Origin of the sequence: Paraburkholderia diazotrophica (genome assembly GCF_038900755.1) — a bacterium.
Classification (GTDB): Bacteria; Pseudomonadota; Gammaproteobacteria; order Burkholderiales; family Burkholderiaceae; genus Paraburkholderia; species Paraburkholderia diazotrophica_A.
Window position 1 is genome coordinate 1 of sequence record NZ_JBBPEN010000043.1, and the last position, 5,398, is coordinate 5,398.

The 5,398-nt window shown below is 59.7% G+C and carries 5 protein-coding genes and 1 pseudogene; all 6 read right to left on the bottom strand.

Going from position 1 to position 5,398, the window contains the following annotated elements:
- Nucleotides 1–435: pseudogene (locus tag AABE10_RS35930) on the bottom strand (type IV secretion system protein); the annotation flags it as partial.
- Between the two features lie 17 nt (nt 436–452).
- Nucleotides 453–1,187, bottom strand: coding sequence for a type VI secretion protein (locus AABE10_RS35935; RefSeq protein ID WP_342937798.1), 735 nt, complete (start codon nt 1,185–1,187; stop codon nt 453–455).
- Nucleotides 1,188–1,197: 10 nt separating this feature from the next.
- Nucleotides 1,198–3,657 carry a type IV secretion system protein VirB4 gene (locus AABE10_RS35940; protein ID WP_342937799.1) on the bottom strand — a complete coding sequence of 820 codons (2,460 nt, stop codon included), beginning with the start codon at nt 3,655–3,657 and terminating at the stop codon, nt 1,198–1,200.
- On the bottom strand, nt 3,651–3,962 hold the full coding sequence (locus AABE10_RS35945; RefSeq protein ID WP_342937800.1) for a VirB3 family type IV secretion system protein: 312 nt from the start codon (nt 3,960–3,962) through the stop codon (nt 3,651–3,653). The genes AABE10_RS35940 and AABE10_RS35945 overlap by 7 nt, the downstream gene beginning before the upstream one ends.
- Nucleotides 3,955–4,335, bottom strand: coding sequence for a TrbC/VirB2 family protein (locus AABE10_RS35950; RefSeq protein WP_342937801.1), 381 nt, complete (start codon nt 4,333–4,335; stop codon nt 3,955–3,957). Before AABE10_RS35950 ends, AABE10_RS35945 begins: the two co-directional genes overlap by 8 nt.
- A gap of 17 nt (nt 4,336–4,352) precedes the next feature.
- A partial coding sequence (locus AABE10_RS35955) for a CpaF family protein (protein WP_428983431.1) occupies nt 4,353–5,398 on the bottom strand: 1,046 nt, incomplete at its 5' end.

A 5,398-nucleotide genomic window follows, 5' to 3' on the forward strand; every position in this document is an offset into this window, starting at 1 on the left:
GGAGACGAACCATTTATAGAAGTTTGGAGCCCAGCTCGCGAAACCGACGTAGATCGAAGCGAAGATGCCGAGAGTGCCTAGCTCTTCAAACAAGGCGACCCACGCCATGACCGGGTCTTTCGTTGCGGCGAAGCGCACGGCTGCGAGAACGATTGTGATGACTGCCAGTCCGCTGGCGAACTTGTCCGATTCCTTCTGGATACTCTGGGAGGCCTCGACTGCGGTATTCATGATCGACGAAAACATGGTGGTGATCTTGTCGATCGCACGGGCATTGCCCGCCGCCGTTTCACCAGCGCTCACGTAGGGATTGGCGGCCGTACCACTGGTTGCCGCCGGCGCAGACGCGTCGTCAGCGAACGCCGGCGACGCGCCGATCGCAAACAGCGCCAGCACACAGGCAACGGCCAGATTTTTGATGTTACGCAGCAACATGTCGCTTTTGCGCTCCCCTAGTAGCCGTACGCCGCGCGCTCCGCGGCCTGCTGATCGAGGAAGGCCTTCGCATTCGCTGACCGTGCCTTGTCTTCTGCGTTATCCGCCGACTGCTGCTGCGCGTCTTTCTGCGTTTTGCTCGCCATCATTTGAAGCATGTCGCCCATCTGGCTGGAGACAATGTCGAGATAGTGGGTCGTGAGTTCCGCTGTTGCCTGAGCGGTCGGCGTCAGGGACATCTGCGACTGCAACTGCTGGCGCCGCTTCGAAAGCGTCTGGATATGCTGAACGACGTTGTTGCCCGTCTGCATCAACTGCGTCGCCTGGTTGTCGCGCTGGTTGTAAAGGGTGCCCATATCCGCGAACCACTGCGCATTCGACTTGCCGGAGCGCGAGATCATGGTCTGCACGTGTGAGAGCCACTGGTTTCCGTTTTGCAGGTCGCCATACAGGTCGCTTGCCGTACTGGCGAGCTGCTTGTACATCGACAGATCGCTGGAAATCTGGTCGTACTGCGCCTTCATCGCAGCCGGGTCGAGATTTGTCGCCTGAAGCATCTGGTTCGCCATCATCTGGTACTGGTACGCGATATTGCTGTCCTGATACACCTCGGTCTTGACGGCCTTGAGGGCCGTGATCGTGGTCTGGATCAGGTTTGCAGGATCGATGACCGGTAACGTCGCGTACGCAGCGTGCGACACACACAACGTCAGGCCAGCGGTCAGGGCAAGGCGCACAAGAATCTTCTTCATCGTTGGTTCCTCAGTCGAGAGTCGTCATTTCGGCAAGGTAGGCCTCGCGCCAGTTCGCCGCTCCCGACTTGACGTGCCTGTCGAGCACGGCCTGAGCGCGGCCATCGGAGCGCAATACGGCGAGCGTCTCCTTGGGGAAACTCGCCTGCAGCATTCGTGTCTGGTCCGGTGTTACCCACAGATAATCGCGGTTGGGCGCGGCCTCGACGATCATCTGGATCTGGTCGAGCGTGAGGCCGAACTTGTCGCGATAAAGATGCAGGTTATTCTTCGCATCGGGATTGGGCAGGTAGATGATGTTCGGGATGTTTTCCTTGAGCACCTCGAAGTCGGCAATACGCGCGACCTGCGCAAGCGACTGCGTCGCCATCATCAACGTGGCATTGAGCTTCCGGATGGTCACCGCCCAGATTTCCAGGCGCTTATAGAAGCGTTCGTTCTGAAAGAAGAAGCCGGCCTCCTCCACTTCGATCACGGTGTAGCGCTTGCCATCCAGCCACTGCGCGATCCGGTAGAACGCGTAATCCATGAACAGCGCTGCGGCGACCGGGAAGTTGTTGAACAGATCGCCCATCTCGATGGAGAGGTCGTCGGACAGCGTGAATGCGTCCTCGACGTGGTCGAAGAAGCGTCCATTCTTCTCGCCCTTCGTCCACACAGCCAGTCGATCACGCAGTTCGATTGAGAGCATCGTGTTCAGATACGACAGCGTCCAGTATTCAGGCCCGTAGCCGTCACCGAGTGTGGTAACTGCCTCGAAAATCTCCCGCTCCTGGTTCTTGCTGCAGCGGAAGGTGTCGTCTTCAATGGCCATCTGCACCCATTCGGCGACGTAGGAGTAATGCTGCTGGTCGTGCAGAAGTGAAAGCGGGTTGACAGATGTCGCCGCTTCGAAGCGCCCCGTCGCGTCGATGAAGCGTCCGCCGGCAAGCACTGTCGGGATGCGGGTCGAACGGTCCTTGTCGAAGCGCACGCGCCGCGCGCCGTGACGTCCCGTCTGCGACATGAGGAAGTTGAGCATGATCGACTTGCCCATACCGATCGGACCCAGCACGAGCAGGTGCGAGGCGCCGCCGGGTCGATGCAGGTTCACACGCTGCAACGTCTTGTGACGCGTGGGCAGCATGGTCAGCGGCCCCGTCTTCTGGCCCGACTGCTGTGTTAGCCATCCATTGATAGCACTGCCTTCAGCTACGCTGCGCACCGGCGCGATATCGGAGACGGCGGGCGTCTCAACGAACTGTAGCCGCTTCTGCTTGTCCCATCGTCCCGGCAGCGTCGTATTCCATGCGGCCGCGAGGTTGTCTCTTTCCAGAACCACGCCGAATCCGGCGTTGCCGATCCTGCCGACCACTTCGCGAGTTGCGTCGTCGCATTCTTCAACGGTGTCGCCGTAGACGATCACCGATATGTTGGCAAACCCGTACTGCTGCCCTTCCGCTGTGATCTTCGCGAGTGCGTCCTCGGCTTCTTCCGCGAGCATCATGCGGCCCTTATCGTTCTTCTGCTCTTCCTTGGAGAAAAATGCCCTGATGATCGCCATCGGATTGAACGCCGCAACCTTGTAGAAGCTGCGAATCTTGTCGATGTACTGCTTTGCCTTGCTGGTATCCAGAAAGCGGAACATCACGCAGACGTCGAGTTCCGCGTCGACTTCGGACAGAACGTCGAGCGCGGCCTCCTGAAAGCCCATCCATTCCTTGACGGCCACGATCTTGGCGAAACGCTTGCCGTGCGCCGATTCGAACATCAGGTGCTCGGCGCCATAGTAGACAGTGCTTTCCGTTAGGTGGGTGTCGAGCATCGTGACGGGATAGCGCACGCGGCGCGGCGGCACGGACGGATTGGCCGTCTGATGCAGATACGCCAACGCATGCTGCAGTTCCAGCCGCTTTGCCTTGAGACGCGTCACACCGCCCTTGAAGGCATCGAGAATTGACTCAAACCGCTTGATGTCTGATGTCATGCGTTCGAGATCGAAGACGAAGGCGCTCCGGGCAAAGAACGTGTCTTTCACGGTCTCCGCCAGAGCGGACACCATCGATTTCCCGCCGATCGTCATGTGATACGCCACCCTGTCGAAAACCTTGTTGATGCCGGTTTCGGGCGTGTAGGCAAGCGAGAGCGAATGGGTGTTGCGGAAGTACTTGCCGCTGCTCACGTGCTTGCGGTTGATCCGGTCCACGTAAGCGTCGATGTCCGCTGCAAAAGCGCCGTCGATCGCCCCCTGCACTCGACGGTGCGAGAGCCGCCACCACGCGGTAATCCGGTGGTCGAAGTTCTTGCATGCATGGTCGAGGTTATTGCGCACCGACGAGATGTCGTCAGCGTTAGGCGAGTCGGCGTCAACGCCTTCGAACGTGTAGCAGGTGAGAAGCGATCCGTCCTTGTCCAGAACAAGCTCGGGAGTGACCATCGTCGCCCACGGCGCGATCTCCTGTATGGGTCGGCGCACAATTCGTTTCAGCATGGAAGATCCTGATCGAAACCATAGGGTCGCTTGAAGCGGGCCGAGAATCTGGCGGACGGAAGCGGCTCGTGCATGTCGGGGTAGTGGTTGTAGACGAGCATGACGTCGCGCCACCACGGATCACGGCTGCTCTTCCAGCGCAGCACCCAATGAATGACGATCCCCACAGGCAGGAACGCGAAGGTCATGCTCGAGTAGCAGAGCAGCAGCGTAAGCGTGCCGTTCGCGATCGCGAGGCCACGATCCGCGCCGCCCATCTGGCGGGGCAACGACAGCCCGCGGCTCACCGTGGTTGGCTTACGCACAGGTGTAGGTGATGTTGAGGTGGTTCTTCACAATGGGGATGGCGCAGGCAGCGAGGCCCAGTCCGACGAATACCGACGAAATCAGCTTGCCGATCGTGCTTTCCGAACTGGCGATCGCGACGGCACCAACGATGATGAGCACGATGCCAATCCCATAAAGCCACGGGCCGCTGATGTAGGCCGAGATGAGACAGATGACATCGGTTGCCGGGCCTAGGTCGCTGAGGCTCACGGCGGAAGCGAACGGCGTGAAAAACGCGAGACTTGCAGCGACGATGGTTGAACGGATCTCGCGACGGCTCAGAAAGCGTTGGTATGCGGCGACCGACAGCGCCCGCAAACGCGACTTCACGGAATTGAGGGACTTCTTCATTGAACAGCTCCAGTTGTTTAAAAAACTCGGTTGAGGACATAGTCCCCATCCTTGAACCCCTTGATCTCGACGATCTCGGAAACGTGGCGCAACTCGCCGGTGCGGCGCAGATGGATGACGTAGTGGAAGCAGTCGGCGATCGCCTTGCGCATGTCGACGAGGTCCCACCGGCTGCCGAGCGGGATGCCCAGCATCGCGAGGCTCTCCAGACGGCTCAGGCCGCCTCGCGCATCGTTGGAGTGAATCGAACCCAGACCGCCGTCGTGTCCGGTGCTCAGTGCCTGGATAAAGTCAAACGCTTCACCGCCACGAACTTCGCCAACGATGATCCGGTCAGGACGGAAGCGCAGGCACAGCGCGACGAGCGCCTGAGTGGTGACGCCCTTGTCCGGGTTCGATAGGAAGCGCACGAGATTGGGCACGCGCAACTTCAACTCCATCGTGTCCTCGATGGTGATGACACGCTGGTCCTCAGGCACCTGCGCTGCGAGGGCGTTAAGGAATGTGGTTTTACCCGTTGACGTGCCGCCCGCGACAAGCACGTTTTTGCGGCGAACGATCAGCCCGCTGACGGCGGCCATCAGCCCTTCGTTCTCGATGCCGGGATAGAAGAGCTTCTCGTCGTTGTGATCCTGCCGCGCGTTCACACGCGAGAACGCGCCCATTGCGACGTAATCGGGAAGGCTGAGGTGCCTGTCACTGTGCTTTCGGATCGACATCGCATGTCCGTCGATCGCGGTCGGACGCATGACGGCTGCGATACGCAGCCCCTTGTGACCTGCATTGATGATGCCCTGTGCCGTGCCGGCCTTTGCTGACTTTTCGACGGATGCGGCGAGCGAAAGGATCGCGCCGTTGAGCGTCGCCTGATTCAACGTGAGGTCGAGGCGATGCATTTCACCGCGTCGCTCAATCCACACGTTGTCAAAGTTGTTCACCATGATTTCGGCGACGTCACGCGCTTCAAAGAATTCGCGCAGCGGTGCAACGGACGCGAAAAACATCTGCACCGCGCTTTCTTCGAGCGGGCGCACCTTGAGCAGGGGATTTTCGGTAGCTTCGG

Bases quoted from the DNA above. Each gene is read 5' to 3' on its own strand.
- AABE10_RS35935 (WP_342937798.1), bottom strand. From the start codon at position 1,187: ATGAAGAAGATTCTTGTGCGCCTTGCCCTGACCGCTGGCCTGACGTTG.
- AABE10_RS35940 (WP_342937799.1), bottom strand. From the start codon at position 3,657: ATGCTGAAACGAATTGTGCGCCGACCCATACAGGAGATCGCGCCGTGG.
- AABE10_RS35950 (WP_342937801.1), bottom strand. From the start codon at position 4,335: ATGAAGAAGTCCCTCAATTCCGTGAAGTCGCGTTTGCGGGCGCTGTCG.